The following is a 14,398-nucleotide window of genomic DNA, read 5'->3' on the forward strand; positions in this document are numbered from 1 at the left end:
GTTTAACACCTTTCATCGGCGTGACGAGATGCCTGATTTTGAACGGAGGACGTCCATCATTTCAAGAGATTTTCCAGTCCCGATCGCAACGCAATCGAGCGGTTCATCCGCAATGAGAGTCGGGATATGCGTCTCATCAGAGATGACACCGTCCAAGTTTTTAAGGAGCGCGCCGCCGCCTGTAAGGACGATACCGCGGTCCATGACGTCGGCTGCGAGTTCTGGCGGTGTTTGTTCGAGCGTTTGTTTCACACCGGCTAGAATCGCGTCGACCGTGTCTGAAAGTGCTTCGCACACTTCAACTGCCCCTACTTCGATCTGTTTCGGGAGACCGGTCACGAGATCGCGTCCGCGGATTTCCATCGTTTCGTTTTCGTTCGACTCGTCGATGCGGGCCGAACCGATTTCCATCTTGAGCGCTTCTGACGTACGTTCCCCGATCATGAGGTTGTATTTGTTTTTAATGTAACGAATAATGGCGTCATCCATTTCGTCACCACCGACACGGATCGATTGGCTCGTCACGATGCCGCCGAGTGAGATCACTGCGACTTCGGTCGTACCGCCACCGATATCGACGACCATCGAGCCTGTCGGTTCCCAAACTGGGAGACCGGCGCCGATTGCTGCCGCGAACGGTTCTTCAATCGTATACGCTTCGCGAGCGCCTGCTTGCTTGGCCGCATCTTCAACCGCACGTTTTTCAACTGACGTGATGCCGCTTGGCACACAGATCATAACGTTCGTTTTCGATGAGAACAACCCGCTCTTTGATTTTTGTGCTTGTTCCATGAAATATTTGATCATCGTTGCTGTCGTTTCGAAGTCAGCGATAACCCCATCTTTCATCGGACGGCGTGCCGTGACGTTCCCCGGCGTACGTCCAATCATATCTTTGGCCTGATTACCTACGGCCTCAATTCTACCTGTATCTGTACGGAACGCCACTACGGACGGTTCACGAACAACGATGCCTTGACCTTTTACATAAACGAGCGTATTTGCCGTTCCAAGGTCGATTCCGATTTCTCGGTTAAAACTACGAAACATACGTACTGCCCCTCTCCTGGTTACACTAATTATTATTATAACGGAAAAATCATGTTTGAAAACGTTCAATCGATTACAGGTTATTTACAATCCCCTTCATCTCAGTCCTGTTCCACCGTATATTAGTGTGCCTTCTTTTCAACAAAAACGCAAATCAAAAAGCAGACGCATGGAAGCGCCTGCCTGGACCTCGTCATATCTGCTTCAACGTTTCAGACACGGTGGTTTGAAGCATCGGTCGGTTCATCTCAAATGATTTCACAAAAAAGCTTTTCAAAAACGACTTCACGTTACAAACGACGTGCCAATACTGTTCGGCCTCGAGTTGCTGTTTTTGTACACTCAATCTAGCAGGCAAGCCTTCTAGCAGAATGATAATTTCGTGTTCGTCCATCCCGCGATGTAACAAGGCAAAAATGGGATTCAGCAAGCGCTCGTCCTCGTCATGCAGATAGACAGTCGGAATCATGACTTTGTTCCATAGCGCCTCCAAGATTTCGCTGAACTCCGTCTCGTCAAGTTTCGGATGCAAGACTAGTTCGTCGAATGCATCGGCCACGTGGGCGATGGAATGAGCCCAACCTTTTGCGGGCACATAGCCTCTCGTATCGATTTCACAATCAAGATACGCCAGGAGCTTTGCTTTCAACATCTCGATATCCATTTCCGGTAAAAATCCTTGTTGACGGTCTTGATACACAATCAAGGCAATCAACAACGTCGAGAACGACCGTGTGAAGACCGTATCCGATTCCGCTTCTCCGATTCCGTGGAACAAGTGGTATTTGAGCGTTGTCTTCAACATGTTCGTCAACTGTTCGTTCGTCAGTTGCTCGTCTTCGATGATGAACCGGTAAAAGAGCGTATAAATCAACTGGTCTCGCATTTCGGGGTCCGTCGAACCGATATGATGGAGCATCGATTGGATGACGCGATCCTCGTCTAATTCGTGTAACTGAGCTGTCCGGTTTTTGATGGCCTTCAACGTCAGCTTTAACTCTTGTTCACTGTAAATACTCTCCTCGTTCATGTATTTTCATGTCCCCTTTGATTAACCTTCTGTCCTTACATCTTCAACGCGGTGATTGACGACTCCTCTAAAATACAAAAAAGCAGGCGGATATGCGCCTGCTTCAAATTACGGCCGATTCAAGTTCGCGTCGAAAGTGACATTAACAGCATCGCCCCGTAGCAAATTACGGAGAGGAGAAGCACCGGCCGATAAAACCGCGATGGCTTTTGACGCGTCGCTCCAGCCACAAAGCTTGAGATGATCAGAACGAACAAATAACCCCCGACGTACGTGAAAGTGAGTTGTCCGACCATCTGCCACATTTGTGAATCAAGCGTTGCATTCCCCCAAGCGAGAAACACAGCTAGATAGGCGACGAGTGCGGTGAGGCCGATTCCGATGCCGACGAGCGGTGAGAAGCGATCGAGCCAATGATGTTTCTGTAGTCGGTAATATAACGCAATACTGATCAAAACGAACAGGACGAAGACGACGAGTGATAATACGATTGGGTCGAGCGGAACGAAGCTCGCTAAACATGCAAAGCTAATCATTAAAAGCCAAATTAATTTCTCCAATGTAAACACCTCGTCTGTCAGTATAACAAACAGATGTCTCATTTGGAAAATTAATTCCATTTCACCCATTCATATAGCCCCGTTGCTTCATACTGACATAATGATCCTCGCCGATGATGACGTGGTCGAGGCACGCGATCCCGACAATGTTGCCCGCTTCGACCAAGCGCTCCGACACTTCGATGTCTTCCCGGCTCGGCGTCGCGTCCCCGCTCGGATGGTTATGCAGAGCGATGAAACACGCCGCCGACAGCTTGAGCGCTTCGCGGAAGACGTCGCGCGGATGAACGATCGACGAATTTAATCCGCCGACGAACAACGTCTTGCGCGCGATCAATTGATTTTTCGTGTTTAAGTACAAACAGACGAAATGTTCTTGATTAAGTAGCCGGAGCTCATCACGCAGCAGCTCGTACGCATCCTGCGGCGACCGGATCGTCGGCGACTCTACTTTCGGCTCTTCGACGTAACGGATGCCGATTGTGAACGCCGCGAGCAACTGCTCGGCTTTCTTCTTCGTCATCCCTTCGATTTGACAGAGGTCGTGCACGGACGCCTGTGACAGTGCCCGAAGCGTCGGATATACATCTGACAACCGCCGGGCCGTCGCCTGCGGGTCCCCGCCCCGTCCACCGATTTGAAGCAGTCTGGCAATAGCGGATTCAACACTTCGGTCGAGCACCATAGTCATTCCTTCACCTACTCTCGCATCATTCACAGAAAGCGCGGCGATACCCCGTGACGCTCGAGCGTCTCGACGAGCGGCCGGAGCGGGAGGCCGACGACGTTATAGTAATCCCCTTCGAGCCGTTCGACGAACAAACCGCCCGACCCTTGGATCCCGTAGGCACCGGCCTTGTCATACGGCTCCGACGAATCGAGGTAGCCGTCGAGCCAAGACTCCGGGATGTCGATGAACGTGACGTGCGTCGTCGTGACGAACAAGTCATGCCGGTCTGGTCCGATGATGCTGACGCCAGTGAGCACTTCATGGGTCGCCCCTGACAAATGCTTGAGCATCCGGCGTGCGTCATCGCGGTCGTTCGGTTTCTCTAAAATCGTTCCGTCTAGGACGACGACCGTGTCCGACCCGATCACAATCGCGTCGCGGTTGTCTCGTGCGACGTCCATCGCTTTCTCACGGGCGAGACGTCCGACGTACTCGTCCGGATGCTCACGTCCGTCAGTCCCTTCGATGACGTTTGACGGGATCACCTCGTGCAAAATGCCGGCTTGTTTCAACAACTCGGTCCGCCGCGGCGACATCGAGGCGAGGATGACACGTTTCTGTGTTGTGTTCATTGTATCGACTCCTTCCATACTTTCGAAACGGGCTTCCTTGCCGTTTCACGCTTCTCTGTTGATTGTAGGCAAAGCGTCACCCGAACACAATCCAAGCCGCCAAAAAAAACGCCCCTTCTTTTTCGAAGGGACGTCTGCTCACGGTGTCGTGTAATCGTACACCGGGATATCTTTTCGTGGGAACGTCTGCGTCGGTACGTAGCGATCCGGAACGAGTTGATCGAGGTCGGGCCGGTAAAACGCATCGAGTTCGACCGTGAAGTCGAGCGGTGCGGCAGGTTCGGTCGTGTTCGGGCCCGCTTCGGCAGGTCCCGTGAACTGGACGGTCCGCAAAATGTGGACCCGGTTCATCGACTCGACCGACTCGAGGAAGAGGACGAGCGCCTCATACGTCTCCGCTTGGAGCGACACCGTCGAGCGGACGGACGAGGCGTTGACCGGTGTGATCTCGACCGGTTCAGCCGGTTCGGCCGTCTCGCTCACATCGTTCGGTTCCGGTTCGTCGATTGGTTCCGGCACTTCCGATTCGGCGACGAGTCCGTCCGCGAAAGCGATGCTCGTCACACGCACGTCAGACAGCTGGCTCGCTTGCGATAGCGTCTCAACGACCGTATCGAGGGCCGGCTCCGTCGGGACGCGTGTCTGCAAGCGCTGCGAGTCGGCGACGTCGACGACTTCGCCTTCTTGGCGCAACAGTTCGAGCTTCGTCTGTTCGAGTGATAGCTCGCGATCGAGCGCCTTCAATTCACCTTGGTTGATAAAGTACTGGTAGCCGAAGTACGACGGGACGGCGATGGCTGCGAACAAACAAATTGTAAAGATCAAATAAATCGTTGAACGTTTCATTCGCTCACCACCTCCTCATCTTCCTCGGGTTGTTCCGTCTCGCCTTCAGGCGTCTCAGGTTCGGCATCGATAAACGTGAATGTGAACTCTCCGATATAGCGTGGAAGCGGCTCATCTGACGCATTTAGGACCGGTGTCCCCGTATCCGTTTCCGCGTCTTGGTCCGCTTCTGCTTTCGTCTCGGTCGTCACACCGAGCAGTTTGACGTTATCGAACCGTGGATCGTTCAACAGCGCTCGTTGGAACGCGTTCAAGTCAGGTAACGTCTCAAACTGGGTCCGGACGCTCATGAGCGAACCGTCGGCATAGTTGTACGTCAAGACGTAACCTGTCGGCGGCAACTGTTCGGTCAGCGCACGGAGCGCCGGGACCGCCTGCTTCTCTTCAGTCGTCAGCGCGGTCACCGTCTGCTCGAGCGAGATGACTTGCTGCCCTTTCGAGTTCACTTGTTCGGTCTGGTAGATGCGGACGAGCTGTAACTGTTCGTTCACTTGTGCTTTGTCCTGTTCGATCCCATTCACCTCGTAATAAAGATAACCGGTCAGTCCGCCGCCGATCAACAAGGCGGCTAGACTCGCAATGATTGGCCAACGCAGCGTCACGTCGGTCGCATTGATGAAGTTGGCGTCATGGTCGCGGTCGAGCGTCGCCATCCCGAGAAGCGGCAGCATCTGATGGGTTAGCGGTGTCGCATGCGACAACGGCAACGGGTCTTCGATCCGTTTGACCGGCACCATCGATTCCAGTTCAATCGTCCGGACGAGGTCGTCGAGTTCCGGGACCGTCCCGGAGATGATCAGCTCATCGATTGGGCGTCCGTCCGTACGGAGCGAGTAACGGTAGAAGTCGAGGAAACGGGCGAGCTCGTTCAACCATTCATCGGTCCGATTCGCTAACGCCTCGCTTGAGCCGTTGAACGTATATGTAACGATGCCGTCTGTCGTGTCGGCACGATACGCTAAGTCAGTCTCGATGGCACGGATGAAGCGGACCTGTCCTTCCTCGAGGACGAGCAGTTGGTGCGCGAACGGTGTCACGTGCCACAATAGCGTAGACTTGAGCGGGTCGAGCGTCTCGAGTCGAGACACCCCGTTCGCGATCGCGATCGGACGCGGGACAATTTTTTTCAAGGCGAAGCCGCGTTTCTTCATGTAGGCGCGGATCGCTTTCGTCAAATCGACCGAGACGGCATGCAACATGACCTCGGTCTTCATATCCGTCTCGCCGAGCACTTCGTAGTCGAAGGCGACGTCGTCGAACGGCAGGATGATCGAGCTGCCGATTTCCATGAACAAATAGCCACGGATCTCGTCTTTCGGGATATTCGATGGAATCTCGACTTTGCGGGACAGCACTTCCGTCTCCGCCATATCGACGGCACAGACCATCCCTTTTCTTACTTTTATTTTACGGCACAACTCGTCAAAGGCGAGTCCGAACGCGTTCTCGTCTTGAATCAAACCTTCCGCATAGGCACCTTTCGCCAATTGGACGGAAGCGCTTCGTTTAAAGACGCCTTGTTTAATCACGGCCCCGTGGATGCTGAGTGCATCGAACGAGAAGTACGCGACCGTTCCTTTCTCTATAGCCCGGCTCATGCTTGTTTCCCCCTACATCAAATCAAAATACCAATCAAAAAAACGTTCGCTGAACCAAAACGTCAGCATCGTACCGAGTGCGATCGACGGGACGAACGGGATCGGTTGCTTGCGTCCGATCCGTTTCAATCCGATCAGTAACAGTCCGACGACCGCTCCAATCAAGCTCGCTAAAAATAAGGCGACCAATACGTCACGTGGTCCGAGCACGAGCCCGATCACTGTAAACAGTTTGACATCGCCGGCCCCAAGTCCCCCTTTTGAGACGAAAAAAACGGTGGCGAGGACAGAAAAACCGAGCGCGGCCCCGGCGAGCGGGCTCCACCATGTGGCTCCGGACGCATAAGCGAGGATGAGCAGCAGTGGCGCCGCAAATAGAAGAATCACGTTCGGTACGAGCATCGTCGACAAATCAGACATCGCCAGTGCGAGCAGCGTCGATAAGAAGACGAACGCGAGCAACGTCGTCCCGGAGAATCCGTACAGCCAAAAGCTATAGCCGTAACCGACCGCCCCGAGCAGTTCGAACAGCGGATACGTCGGCGCGATCCGTCCGCCACAGCCGCGGCACTTGCCGCGTAACAATATGTAACCGAACACCGGGATGAGTTCCCAAGCGGACAAGACGTGTCCGCACGACGGACAATGCGACCGCGGCGTCACGATCGACTGCTTGCGTGGCACGCGGAGCCCGACGACGTTTGTGAACGAGGTGATGATCATTCCGAGCACGATGCTGTAAATGAGTCCAATGAGGTCAACCAAAATTGGTCACTTCCTTACTTGTAAGTATATGCCAAAAACAGAAAACCGGCTAGGCTGAGCGAGAGCCCAGCGCCAGCCGGAAAGAATTTTTATTTCGCTACTAAGTTAGCTGCTTCTTTGTCGAGAGAACCTTCTACAACACCTGTATACTTATATTTAGTGCCTTCTAAATTAACTGCATAATTGAACTTACCTTTTGTAGTGGCGTCTTCAGTGATCACTACATTAGAAGTAGTATAGCTACCACCACCAAAAGGATCTTTTAATTGTGAAAGGTACTGAACTCCGTTTCCTCCCGATGCAAAATCAAGTGTTGCCGCTTTTGGATTAGAAGCAGTATATAGTTTTGCTGCACTTACCATCTGTTTCGCGTCAGCGACCATCGCATCTTTACGCGAGTTCTCGATGATCCCACCGATCGCGACAACGGCGATGGCTGCGATAATCCCTAAAATAACGACGACGACGAGCAACTCGACGAGTGTGAGTCCGCGCTCATCTTTCAATTGTTTCGCATCTTGCCAAATCATTTTCATTTTTTCTAACATGACTGATTCTCCCCTTTTACGTGTTTTGCTGTATTTTGTGCTGGATTCATTACTGTAGTACTAAAATAAGTAGTGCAATTTTACTATACATTCAAAATATGGTGTTGAAAAGTAGTTTATATGCATAAACTAAGAATTTTCTACTGATTTTGGATATCTCCATAAATTTGGAACATCGGGACGACGATGGCGATGACGATGACCCCGACGATACTGGCCAATACGACGATCAACAGCGGCTCGATGATCGACTTCAACCGGTCTGTCGTCGTCTCGACCTCGGTCTCATAAAATTCGGCGACTTCGTTCAACATCGAATCTAAATCTCCGCTTTCCTCACCGACAGCAATCATTTGTGTCATGAGTGGCGGAAAGTTCGGGTTCCGTTCGAGCGGTTCATGGAGCGGGATCCCTTGCGCCATCATATTGCGCGCTTGTCCGAGCCCTTTACGGATGACCCGGTTCGAGACGATCTTCTCCGTGATCTCGATCGCTGACAAGATCGGCACGGCCGCTTGCAGTAAGACGGCCAAGCTTCGTGTCAAGAGCGCGATCTGTGACTTTAGGACGATCGGTCCGAAAATCGGCATCTTCAGCAACAACCCGTCGATCAAGAACCGTTCCTTGTCACGCTTTAACATCCACGAGAACAGGAGGACGCCGAGCAGTGCACCACCGAACAATAACCACCAATAGGCGGCGACGAAGTCTGAGACGGCGACGACGATTCGGGTGATGAGCGGAAGCTCACCGCCAAGCTGTCCGAAAATGGTCGCAAAAGTCGGGACGACGTTCACCATGAGGAAAGCGACGACGCCAATCGCGACAATCGAGACGACGAGTGGATACGTGAGCGCCGAAATGACTTTACGTTTAATATCATATTGTTTCTGAAGTTGGAGCCCGATTTGGTCGAGTGCTTCTTCTAAGTTACCGCTCGCCTCACCCGCGAGTGCCATCGAACTAAAGAAGTTCGAGAACACGCGCGGATGTTTTTTGATCGCTTCCGAAAAGGCAATCCCTTCTCGAAGGTCGTCCTCGACTTGGCTGAGCGTCTTCTTCAACAGCTTTGATTCCGTCTGGACGCGCAAAATCGACGTCGCCCGGACGATTGGGACGCCGGCCCGGATGAGCGTGGCGAACTGGCGGACGTACATGATCAAATGCTCGATCTTGACGCGTTCCGGCAATAAGTTGACTTCCGTGTTCAGTCCGGTCGACTCGAGTTCGGACAAGTCAGTGACGAGAATCGACTCTTGCCGAAGTTTATCTTTGGCTTCCCGGAGCGATACGGCGGTGATCCGCCCTTTCTTGCGCTTCCCGTTCAGCAGTTTTCCTTCGTATTGAAAGATGGCCATAGTCTCACCTCATTTCTTCGCTTGGCACGGCGCTTGGATTGATGACCCCTTGACGGATCAACTGTTCAATCGACATTTCCATCGATTGCATCCCGTTCTGCCGGTTCGTCTGGATGACGGTCGGGAGCTGAAACTCCTTCTCGTTCCGGATCAAGTTGGCGACGGCTGCGTTCCCGATCATGATCTCCATCGCCGCGACCCGACCCTTCGGCACGTCGACACGCGGGAACAGGCGCTGACTGACGACCCCAAGCAACACGTTGGCGAGTTGGGTCCGGATTTGATCTTGTTGTTCGGCCGGGAAAGCGTCGATGATCCGGCTGACGGTCGACATCGCGCTCGACGTATGGAGTGTCGCCATGACGAGATGACCGGTCTCAGCGGCGGTCATCGCCGTCGAGATCGTCTCTAAGTCGCGCATCTCCCCGAGCAAGATGACGTCCGGATCTTGGCGGAGCGCCGCCCGGAGGCCGTTCACGAACTTCATGACGTCCGATCCAATTTCCCGCTGGTCGACGATGCTCTGATCGTGCGAGTGTAAATATTCGATCGGGTCTTCAAGTGTGATGATGCGCTTTCGCTGCGTCCGGTTGATCTCATGGATCATCGCCGCGAGCGTCGTCGATTTCCCAGACCCCGTCGGCCCGGTCACAAGGATCAACCCGTGTGGTTTCTCGATGAGGCGCTTGAGCACCGGCGGTAAATTGAGTTCGTTCAACGTCGGGATTTCCCCGGAAATAGAACGAAACGCGATGGCGATCGTGCCACGTTGATAGTAAGCGTTGACACGGAAGCGCGACACGCGGGGCACGCCGAACGAAAAGTCGAGGTCGCGCTGGTTCTCGAGGCGGCCTCGCATCTCGTCGGTCATGATCTCTTTTAAGTAGCCTTCGATGTGGACGGGGAGCACTTTCTCCTCGCCCATCGTAATCAGACTGCCGTCAATCCGGAAAATCGGTGGCGAACCGGCGGTCAGATGAATGTCTGAGGCACGTTGTTCGACCGCTTTCGTTAAAATCGCTTCGATTGATTGATGGATCATAGGTTCACTCCGTTATGACTGTTCTCAGTATTTCCTCGGTCGTCGTCAAACCTTGAGCGACTTTCTCGAGACCGTCGGCGAGCAAGAACCGGGCACCGGATCGCTTCGCTTGCTCGACCATCTCGGCCTCGGTCGCTTGGTTCATGATCAAACGACGCAATTCTTCATCAATCGGCACGACTTCATGGATGGCGAGTCGCCCACGATAGCCTGTAAAGTTACACGACGAGCACCCGTTTCCGCGGATGACGCGTGTGATCGCCACATGTTCGGCGTCGAACAGTTCTTGTTCCCGTTTCGAGACCGGTTGCTCATGACCACAGTCGCGACAGACGCGGCGGACGAGGCGTTGGGCGACAAGGCCGGACGTTGAAGCCGCGACGAGGAACGGTTCGACCCCCATATCGACGAGGCGGGTGATCGAACTGATCGCCGAGTTCGTATGGAGCGTCGATAAGACTAAATGTCCGGTGAGCGAGGCCCGGATCGCAATCTCGGCCGTCTCGGTATCCCGAATCTCCCCGACCATGACGATGTTCGGGTCTTGGCGGAGGATCGAGCGGAGGCCGGAAGCAAACGTAAGCCCGACTTTCGCATTGACTTGGACCTGATTGATACCGTCAAGTTGATACTCGACCGGATCTTCGACTGTGATGATGTTCTTCGACTCGTCATTTAGTTCTTTGAGCGATGCGTACAGTGTTGACGATTTACCCGAACCGGTCGGCCCTGTGATCAAAATAATGCCGTTCGGCCGCTTCAACATGTCGCGATACAACATCTCGTTATGGTCGCCGAACCCGAGTTTCGTCAAGTCGGTCAACCCTTGTGAAGAATCGAGCACCCGGATGACGATCTTTTCGCCGTACATCGTCGGGAGCGTCGAAACGCGGAAGTCGTATGGGCGATCGCGTAGCGTGTACTTGATCCGACCGTCTTGAGGCAGCCGACTTTCCGTGATGTCTAGATTACTCATCACTTTAAGTCGCGTCAGCATGACGCTTTGAATTTTCTTTGGATAAACCGCTTCTGTCCGTAAATCACCATCGACGCGGAAGCGGACGTGTAGTTGCTTCTCATGTGGATCGAAATGGATATCTGACGCCCGTTGATCGATCGCGCTCAAAAACAGCTGGTTGACGAGCCGAATGACCGGGGCATCGTCGCGCGATGCCGTCTCTTGCCGTTCGAATTCCGGCGCCTCTTCTTTTAAAATCTCGATGAGCGAGGCGTCCATCTCGTAATACCGACTGATCGTCTTCCGGATTTGTTCACGTGTCGTGATGTAGACCTCGATATTCATTCCGGTCTGCAACCGGACGTCATCGATTGCAATCAAATCAAGGGGATCCGCCGTCGCAACGAATAGCGTGTTCCCCTGTAATTCAATCGGCATGATGTCGTGCTTTTGTGCAATCGCTTTTGGCACGAGTTTTGTGACGGTCACGTTAATGTCTTGCGAATATAGTGCGATGATTGGTACGTCCAGTTGTTCATGAAGTACTTGAATCAATTGTGTCTCGGTCAAATAGTGCAACCGCATGAGTGCATCGCCGAGTTTTTCGCCTCGCCGCTTTTGGGCGAGCGCCTCGTCGAGTTGCTCGTTCGTAATCAATCCAGCCTCGGTCAACATCTCGCCTAATCGTTTTTTCGTTCGTCTCATCTTATTACTTCACCATCCTCTGAGGTACCTCCTGCTCGACGTCTCGCTGTTCAATGAAGACGCTCAACGCTGCGCCGCCCGCTAAACCGATGACGAGGAGGAGCCAAGCCCACCACGTCCGTTCAAGCGATTCCGCATACAACATATACATACCGAGCGATAACACGGCCACAAGTACCGACACGACGAGTTTCGTCTCGCGCTTCCGTACGTATGGGATTGACAAGGCAAACAGCGTCAACGTGGCCAGCACCCAAAAAGCGAGCAGTATTACATATCCGATCATCCGACTGCCTCCTCGCTAGACGCCGGGACGTCCTCGTCCACCGGCGGTTGCTCTTCAAATTCATTCAATCCATCATCTTTTATATCGTCATTAAACGGATCGTCGTCCAGTGTTTCGTCCGGGAACGTTGGAATGACCGGTTCAACCGGTTCAGGCGGCGGTAGTGGGACCGAACTTTTCGTCACGATCTCCGGTACCGGCTCATAGAAATCAAAGCCCAACAGTTCACGCGTCTCGCCTGCCTCGGTGACACGGATGCGATACAACTTCCCTGACTCTCCAGTTTGACCGGATTGCGTCACCGAAGAACTTCCGGCCGGGAGTGATGGGGAGAAGCGGATCACGTTTTGGTACGGCACGCTTGCGACTTCTTCGACCCGCGATTCGTACGCGCCGACGAACGCTTTCCCGAGCAGTTGCACCGTCATCACGTTCCCTTCATCTAGGACGATGATGGCGTAAGGTGATTGTTCCGTGTTTTGGACGGCGAAGTTCGAGCCGGCATCGATTTTGACGTCGTAGCCAAGCTCGATGCCGCTCGGAAGCACTTCATGCGGGACACGCTCGAGCACTTTGAACGGAGTCGCCGCAAACAATTTATAAAGCGATGAGCCGAGCGGCGTGAGTGCTTCAAAATCTTCCCCGAACGACTTCAAGCTGAACATGTCGCCTGCATCCATTTCAAATCCGTTCATCCGTTCTAACGCCGAGCGCATTGCCGGTGTCGGACTAATCGTCATCGACGCGACGACCTCGTTCTCTTCTGCGACCATCTCAAGGGCAACGTTCGAATCGAGCTCAGACGCTGAGGCGACGAGCGGTGGGGTCACCATCGTCATCGTGACGGGTTGATTCTCTAAATACGGAGCGATTCGCTCTTCATCGATTGTTGTGATGAGCGGATAGTCCCCTGGTTCGGATATAGCTTCAAGCGTATCGTTCACGTTAAACGTCACGACGTCTTTCCCGACTTCGAGCGCCGTCCCGTCGACGAGCGTGACCGTGAACGGTGCGTTTGCGAAGTCTTTGACGGCATTGTCAAGACGGACGACCGCCTCTTCTTTCGTCATCCCCGATATATCGATCCCGGCGACACGTGTGTCTTTATATGTAGCACTCGTCTTCGCTGACGCGTCGAGATAGTTGACGAGCCCGATCGTCGGTAACGATACGAGCAACACAAGACATGTCAGGATGAAAAAGTGCATCCCATATTGCTTCATTCCAATTCCCCCTATGTAAAAAACTGAGACTTTCGATTTACTATCCTTTCGTACTCTAACTTTAGTATAATATGCATTGGACATAAATTAACATTTATTTAGGTAATCATACGCTTTTTTCCTAGTATTTTATTATATTTGAAAAGGAGGTCAATGCGTTGGCCCGTTCCGAAAAAGGTTTTACGCTCGTCGAAGTACTCGTGTCGATCGTCATTTTATCGATTGTCTCGTTCTCCTTGTTAAACATATTCAGCCAAAGCCTGAAGACGACGAATGATAGTCTGAGTACGACCATCGCCAACCAAGTCGCTCAAAACGCACTGCATACATTAGATCGACGAGCCTCAGCTGTTCAAGAAACGCTTGACTTGAATAAACTGTTGAATCGAAACGGCGTGAGTTCAGAATGTGATTTTTGTTCTGACTATCGGATCCATGGTGAGACGTACGTCGCTACCATCACCCAATTGTCAACGCTGCCGTCAAATACAATCGAAGTCGAGATTTCCGTGACGACCGATCGACTCCGAACACCTGTCACGTTGAAAGGAGTGATTTCGAATGCAACGTTACGTGAGCCGTTCCCTGAAACGGCTGTCCCAGAAAGTGAACTCGTTCAGTAAAGCGTCCGAAGGTTTTACGCTCGTCGAGCTCCTTGTGACCGTCGTCGTTGCCTCGATCTTAAGCGGTGTCATCATCACTGCCTTCATTTCAGGAACGCTCGGTTTTCAATTGACGAACGAAACGAGCGAACTACGCAGTGAGGCCGACTATTTAGTCACGTCCATCCTATCCGAAGTCAACCGGAGTGAATTCGATGCCGTCACCGAAGTAGATGACACCTACCAATTCCACCAACTATCCGAACCTCGCATCTCATCGACTGGGATGATTTATCGGGAAGCCGGATACGAACCGATCAGCTTGAACTTATCAGCAGATTCATACGTGCCGAGTAATCCGAACGTCTTACTAGATAACATTACGATTCAACTGATTGAGCCCGTCTATGATCCACGGCGACCGAACTATATGACGAGCGGCTTGATTGAAATCGAGATGAACCTATCGTTGAAGGCAAATCCCGATTCCATTAAAACGTTTAAAAGCTCGATCCCATTTTGAGA

16 protein-coding genes are annotated in these 14,398 nt (G+C 52.7%); 2 read left to right on the plus strand and 14 right to left on the minus strand.

Translation table 11 applies throughout. From position 1 onward, the window contains the following. Nucleotides 1-12: 12 nt before the first annotated feature. The 14 genes from EVJ22_RS05515 to EVJ22_RS05580 all read right to left on the minus strand — a co-directional run bounded on the left by EVJ22_RS05515 (nt 13) and on the right by EVJ22_RS05580 (nt 13,271). Entirely contained in the window at nt 13-1,050 is a 1,038-nt protein-coding gene (locus EVJ22_RS05515) for a rod shape-determining protein (protein WP_070327697.1), read from the minus strand. Nucleotides 1,051-1,243: 193 nt separating this feature from the next. Further along, nucleotides 1,244-2,080 carry a DUF2785 domain-containing protein gene (locus EVJ22_RS05520; protein ID WP_071399437.1) on the minus strand — a complete coding sequence of 279 codons (837 nt, stop codon included), beginning with the start codon at nt 2,078-2,080 and terminating at the stop codon, nt 1,244-1,246. A gap of 119 nt (nt 2,081-2,199) precedes the next feature. Further along, a complete protein-coding gene (locus EVJ22_RS05525; RefSeq protein ID WP_131440932.1) occupies nt 2,200-2,616 on the minus strand; it encodes a hypothetical protein in 417 nt (138 codons plus the stop codon). Nucleotides 2,617-2,701: 85 nt separating this feature from the next. Next, nucleotides 2,702-3,331, minus strand: coding sequence for a RadC family protein (gene radC, locus EVJ22_RS05530; protein ID WP_131443444.1), 630 nt, complete (start codon nt 3,329-3,331; stop codon nt 2,702-2,704). A 23-nt stretch (nt 3,332-3,354) separates the two neighbouring features. Then, nucleotides 3,355-3,942 carry a Maf family protein gene (locus EVJ22_RS05535; RefSeq protein WP_070327700.1) on the minus strand — a complete coding sequence of 196 codons (588 nt, stop codon included), beginning with the start codon at nt 3,940-3,942 and terminating at the stop codon, nt 3,355-3,357. Nucleotides 3,943-4,080: 138 nt separating this feature from the next. After that, nucleotides 4,081-4,788, minus strand: a complete 708-nt coding sequence (locus EVJ22_RS05540; protein WP_131440938.1) for a hypothetical protein — start codon at nt 4,786-4,788, stop codon at nt 4,081-4,083. Beyond that, complete coding sequence (gene pilM, locus EVJ22_RS05545) at nt 4,785-6,386, minus strand: pilus assembly protein PilM (protein WP_131440940.1); 1,602 nt, start codon at nt 6,384-6,386, stop codon at nt 4,785-4,787. The genes EVJ22_RS05540 and pilM overlap by 4 nt, the downstream gene beginning before the upstream one ends. A 12-nt stretch (nt 6,387-6,398) precedes the next feature. Then, nucleotides 6,399-7,151, minus strand: a complete 753-nt coding sequence (locus tag EVJ22_RS05550; RefSeq protein WP_131443445.1) for a prepilin peptidase — start codon at nt 7,149-7,151, stop codon at nt 6,399-6,401. Between the two features lie 89 nt (nt 7,152-7,240). Next, nucleotides 7,241-7,699 carry a prepilin-type N-terminal cleavage/methylation domain-containing protein gene (locus EVJ22_RS05555; protein ID WP_131443446.1) on the minus strand — a complete coding sequence of 153 codons (459 nt, stop codon included), beginning with the start codon at nt 7,697-7,699 and terminating at the stop codon, nt 7,241-7,243. Between the two features lie 140 nt (nt 7,700-7,839). Continuing rightward, nucleotides 7,840-9,057 carry a type II secretion system F family protein gene (locus tag EVJ22_RS05560; protein ID WP_071399376.1) on the minus strand — a complete coding sequence of 406 codons (1,218 nt, stop codon included), beginning with the start codon at nt 9,055-9,057 and terminating at the stop codon, nt 7,840-7,842. Nucleotides 9,058-9,061: 4 nt separating this feature from the next. After that, complete coding sequence (locus tag EVJ22_RS05565) at nt 9,062-10,099, minus strand: type IV pilus twitching motility protein PilT (RefSeq protein WP_084813075.1); 1,038 nt, start codon at nt 10,097-10,099, stop codon at nt 9,062-9,064. A gap of 4 nt (nt 10,100-10,103) precedes the next feature. Beyond that, the gene (locus EVJ22_RS05570; protein WP_131443447.1) at nt 10,104-11,762 is read right to left on the minus strand and encodes a GspE/PulE family protein; all 1,659 of its coding nucleotides are present in this window, start codon (nt 11,760-11,762) and stop codon (nt 10,104-10,106) included. Nucleotides 11,763-11,766: 4 nt separating this feature from the next. Next, nucleotides 11,767-12,048 (minus strand): hypothetical protein, encoded by a 282-nt coding sequence (locus EVJ22_RS05575; RefSeq protein ID WP_071399375.1) that lies wholly within the window; start codon nt 12,046-12,048, stop codon nt 11,767-11,769. After that, entirely contained in the window at nt 12,045-13,271 is a 1,227-nt protein-coding gene (locus EVJ22_RS05580) for a G5 domain-containing protein (protein ID WP_071399374.1), read from the minus strand. The genes EVJ22_RS05575 and EVJ22_RS05580 overlap by 4 nt, the downstream gene beginning before the upstream one ends. A gap of 158 nt (nt 13,272-13,429) precedes the next feature. On the opposite strand from EVJ22_RS05580, the gene EVJ22_RS05585 reads away from it, so the two are divergent. Together EVJ22_RS05585 and EVJ22_RS05590 are read left to right on the plus strand one after the other, a co-directional pair. After that, nucleotides 13,430-13,894, plus strand: coding sequence for a type II secretion system protein (locus tag EVJ22_RS05585; RefSeq protein WP_071399373.1), 465 nt, complete (start codon nt 13,430-13,432; stop codon nt 13,892-13,894). After that, nucleotides 13,833-14,396, plus strand: coding sequence for a prepilin-type N-terminal cleavage/methylation domain-containing protein (locus tag EVJ22_RS05590; RefSeq protein WP_233589614.1), 564 nt, complete (start codon nt 13,833-13,835; stop codon nt 14,394-14,396). Before EVJ22_RS05585 ends, EVJ22_RS05590 begins: the two co-directional genes overlap by 62 nt. The last annotated feature ends 2 nt before the right edge of the window (nt 14,397-14,398 follow it).

This window comes from Exiguobacterium sp. SH0S7, assembly GCF_004337195.1.
Classification (GTDB): Bacteria; Bacillota; Bacilli; order Exiguobacteriales; family Exiguobacteriaceae; genus Exiguobacterium; species Exiguobacterium aurantiacum_A.

Coding starts and splice junctions, on each gene's coding strand:
- EVJ22_RS05535 (WP_070327700.1), bottom strand. CDS start 3,942: ATGAACACAACACAGAAACGTGTCATCCTCGCCTCGATGTCGCCGCGG.
- radC (WP_131443444.1), bottom strand. CDS start 3,331: ATGACTATGGTGCTCGACCGAAGTGTTGAATCCGCTATTGCCAGACTG.
- EVJ22_RS05580 (WP_071399374.1), bottom strand. CDS start 13,271: ATGAAGCAATATGGGATGCACTTTTTCATCCTGACATGTCTTGTGTTG.
- EVJ22_RS05555 (WP_131443446.1), bottom strand. CDS start 7,699: ATGTTAGAAAAAATGAAAATGATTTGGCAAGATGCGAAACAATTGAAA.
- EVJ22_RS05590 (WP_233589614.1), top strand. CDS start 13,833: ATGCAACGTTACGTGAGCCGTTCCCTGAAACGGCTGTCCCAGAAAGTG.
- pilM (WP_131440940.1), bottom strand. CDS start 6,386: ATGAGCCGGGCTATAGAGAAAGGAACGGTCGCGTACTTCTCGTTCGAT.
- EVJ22_RS05540 (WP_131440938.1), bottom strand. CDS start 4,788: ATGAAACGTTCAACGATTTATTTGATCTTTACAATTTGTTTGTTCGCA.
- EVJ22_RS05520 (WP_071399437.1), bottom strand. CDS start 2,080: ATGAACGAGGAGAGTATTTACAGTGAACAAGAGTTAAAGCTGACGTTG.
- EVJ22_RS05560 (WP_071399376.1), bottom strand. CDS start 9,057: ATGGCCATCTTTCAATACGAAGGAAAACTGCTGAACGGGAAGCGCAAG.
- EVJ22_RS05570 (WP_131443447.1), bottom strand. CDS start 11,762: ATGAGACGAACGAAAAAACGATTAGGCGAGATGTTGACCGAGGCTGGA.
- EVJ22_RS05575 (WP_071399375.1), bottom strand. CDS start 12,048: ATGATCGGATATGTAATACTGCTCGCTTTTTGGGTGCTGGCCACGTTG.
- EVJ22_RS05525 (WP_131440932.1), bottom strand. CDS start 2,616: ATGATTAGCTTTGCATGTTTAGCGAGCTTCGTTCCGCTCGACCCAATC.
- EVJ22_RS05515 (WP_070327697.1), bottom strand. CDS start 1,050: ATGTTTCGTAGTTTTAACCGAGAAATCGGAATCGACCTTGGAACGGCA.
- EVJ22_RS05565 (WP_084813075.1), bottom strand. CDS start 10,099: ATGATCCATCAATCAATCGAAGCGATTTTAACGAAAGCGGTCGAACAA.